Source organism: Mesorhizobium sp. M7A.F.Ca.AU.002.02.1.1 (assembly GCF_003998535.1).
In the GTDB taxonomy this organism is placed as follows: domain Bacteria; phylum Pseudomonadota; class Alphaproteobacteria; order Rhizobiales; family Rhizobiaceae; genus Mesorhizobium; species Mesorhizobium ciceri.
The window spans coordinates 1-2,338 of sequence record NZ_RZPB01000858.1; the positions used below are offsets into that span (position 1 = coordinate 1).

The 2,338-nt window shown below is 62.8% G+C and carries 3 protein-coding genes; all 3 read left to right on the plus strand.

Annotated elements, in window-relative coordinates:
* A partial coding sequence (locus EN879_RS32390; protein ID WP_245493905.1) for a FixG Ig-like domain-containing protein occupies positions 1–704 on the plus strand: 704 nt, incomplete at its 5' end.
* Positions 701–1,198 carry a FixH family protein gene (locus EN879_RS32395; RefSeq protein WP_063169221.1) on the plus strand — a complete coding sequence of 166 codons (498 nt, stop codon included), beginning with the start codon at positions 701–703 and terminating at the stop codon, positions 1,196–1,198. The genes EN879_RS32390 and EN879_RS32395, both read left to right, overlap by 4 nt.
* A partial coding sequence (locus EN879_RS32400) for a heavy metal translocating P-type ATPase (protein ID WP_164774718.1) occupies positions 1,195–2,338 on the plus strand: 1,144 nt, incomplete at its 3' end. The genes EN879_RS32395 and EN879_RS32400, both read left to right, overlap by 4 nt.

Genomic DNA, 2,338 nt, shown 5'->3' on the forward strand with positions numbered 1-2,338 from the left:
GCCCGATGGGGATCGACATCCGCGATGGCCAGCAGATGGAATGCATCACCTGCGCGCTGTGCATAGACGCCTGCGACGGGGTCATGGACAAGCTCGGCAAGGAGCGCGGGCTGATCTCCTATGCGACACTGTCCGACTACAACGCCAACATGATGCTGGCGACCGCGGGCGGCTCCAGTTCAGTCAACCCGTCGCAGGTCAGGACCGCTGATGGCCTGTTCTCCGACAAGGTGGCGCATTTCCATATCCGCAAGATCTTTCGGCCACGCACCTACGTCTACATGGGTATCTGGTCGCTGATCGGCCTGGGTCTGCTCTATTCGCTGCTGACGCGCGATCGGCTCGAAGTCAACGTGCTGCATGATCGCAATCCGCAATTTGTCACGCTGTCCGACGGCTCGATCCGCAACGGCTACACCGTCAAGCTGCTCAACATGATCCCCGAGCCAAGGACGATCGTTGTCGCGATTCAAGGCTTGCAGGGCGCCGAGATGAGCGTGGTCGGCGACGACATCCCGGAAGGCCGTTCTTTTGCCATTCCGGTCGAACCCGACCGCCTGAAAATGCTGAAGGTCTTCGTGCGCCAGCCGGCGGATCAAATCCAGGGCACAGCGCAGACCTTCAAGTTCCGTGTCGAGGACAAGGCGAGCTTCGAGGCGGACGAATACACCGCCACCTTCAACGCGCCGGAGACTGCCAGATGACCGCTAACGCTGAAAAACCCCGCGTATTCACCGGCAGGCACATGCTGGCCATCATCCTAGCCTTTTTCGGGGTGGTCATCGCGGTCAATCTGACGATGGCAACGCTCGCCAACACGAGCTGGACCGGCCTTGTCGTCGAAAACACCTATGTGGCGAGCCAGCAGTTCAACAAGAAGGCCGAGGAGGGGCGGGCGCAGGCAGCGCTCGGCTGGACCGGCAAGCTGACCATCGCATGGGGCGAGGTCCGCTATAGCCTTACCGACGCCGTCGGCAAGCCGATTGCCTTGCATGGCGTCAAGGTGCTGTTTCGCCATCCCGCCTACGAGAAAGAGGACAAGGCGGTCAACCTCGCCCTCGCCTCCGGCCAGGAATTCGCAGCCCAGCACATGCCGAAGGATGGCGTCTGGATCGTCGAAGTCGACGCTGACGCCGGTCTGGCCGAGCCCTACCGCGAAGTCCGCAGGATCATGATTTCCCATGGAGCGCTGAAATGAGTTGTTGTGCACCGGGCGCCGAAATGGCGCTTGATCTGGGCAGCACCACGTCGGTCCTGCCGTCTAGTCAAGAGATCAGGCTGGCGAGCCGATCGCTTGGAGATGATCTCCGCCAAACCGATCTTTCGGTGCCGAGCGTTCATTGCGCAGCTTGTATCCAGACGATCGAGACGGCGTTGGGAACGCTCGATCGCGTCGAGAGCGCCCGCGTCAACCTGTCGACGAAACGGGTCTCGGTCCGCTGGCGTGGCGACGAGGTTCCACCGTTCGTCGCCGCGCTTGGACGGCTCGGCTACCAGGCGCATCTCTTCGCCCCCGAGATTGATGAAAAGGACAGGACGCTTTCGGAGTTGATCCGCGCCGTCGCGGTTGCCGGGTTCGCGGCGGGCAATATCATGCTGCTTTCGGTCTCTGTCTGGTCCGGGGCCGAAGGGGCTACCCGCGACCTGTTTCACTGGGTCTCCGCATTGATCGCCATCCCAGCGCTCGCCTTCGCCGGCGGCATCTTCTTCCGCTCGGCCTGGAATGCACTGCGCCACGGCCGCATGAACATGGACGTGCCGATCGCGGTCGGAGTGTCGCTCGCTTACGCCATGAGCCTCTATGAGACGATCAACCATGGCGACCACGCCTATTTCGACGCGTCGGTTTCGCTGCTTTTTTTCCTTTTGATCGGCAGGACGCTGGATCACGTGATGCGCGAACGTGCCCGCACCGCGGTGAAAGGCCTGTCGCAGCTGGCCGCACGCGGCGCCATGGTGCTGCGCGGCGATGGCGCGCGCGACTATCTGCCGGTTGGCGAGATCGAACCGGGGATGCAGCTGCTGATCGCGGCCGGTGAAAGGATCCCCGTCGACGGCAAGATCATCCACGGAGCGTCTGATCTCGACTGCTCGCTGGCCTCAGGCGAAAGCGCGCCGAAAAACGTGGCGCCGGGCGAAGCCGTGCAGGCCGGCGTGCTCAATCTTACCGGCCCGCTGACGATCGAGGCGACCGCCGCCGCGAAGGATTCGTTCCTCGCCGAAATGGTTCGGCTGATGGAAGCCGCAGAGGGCGGTCGCGCGCACTATCGCCGCATCGCTGATCGCGTGTCGGCACTCTACGCGCCCGTGGTTCATCTCACCGCCTTCGTGACATTCC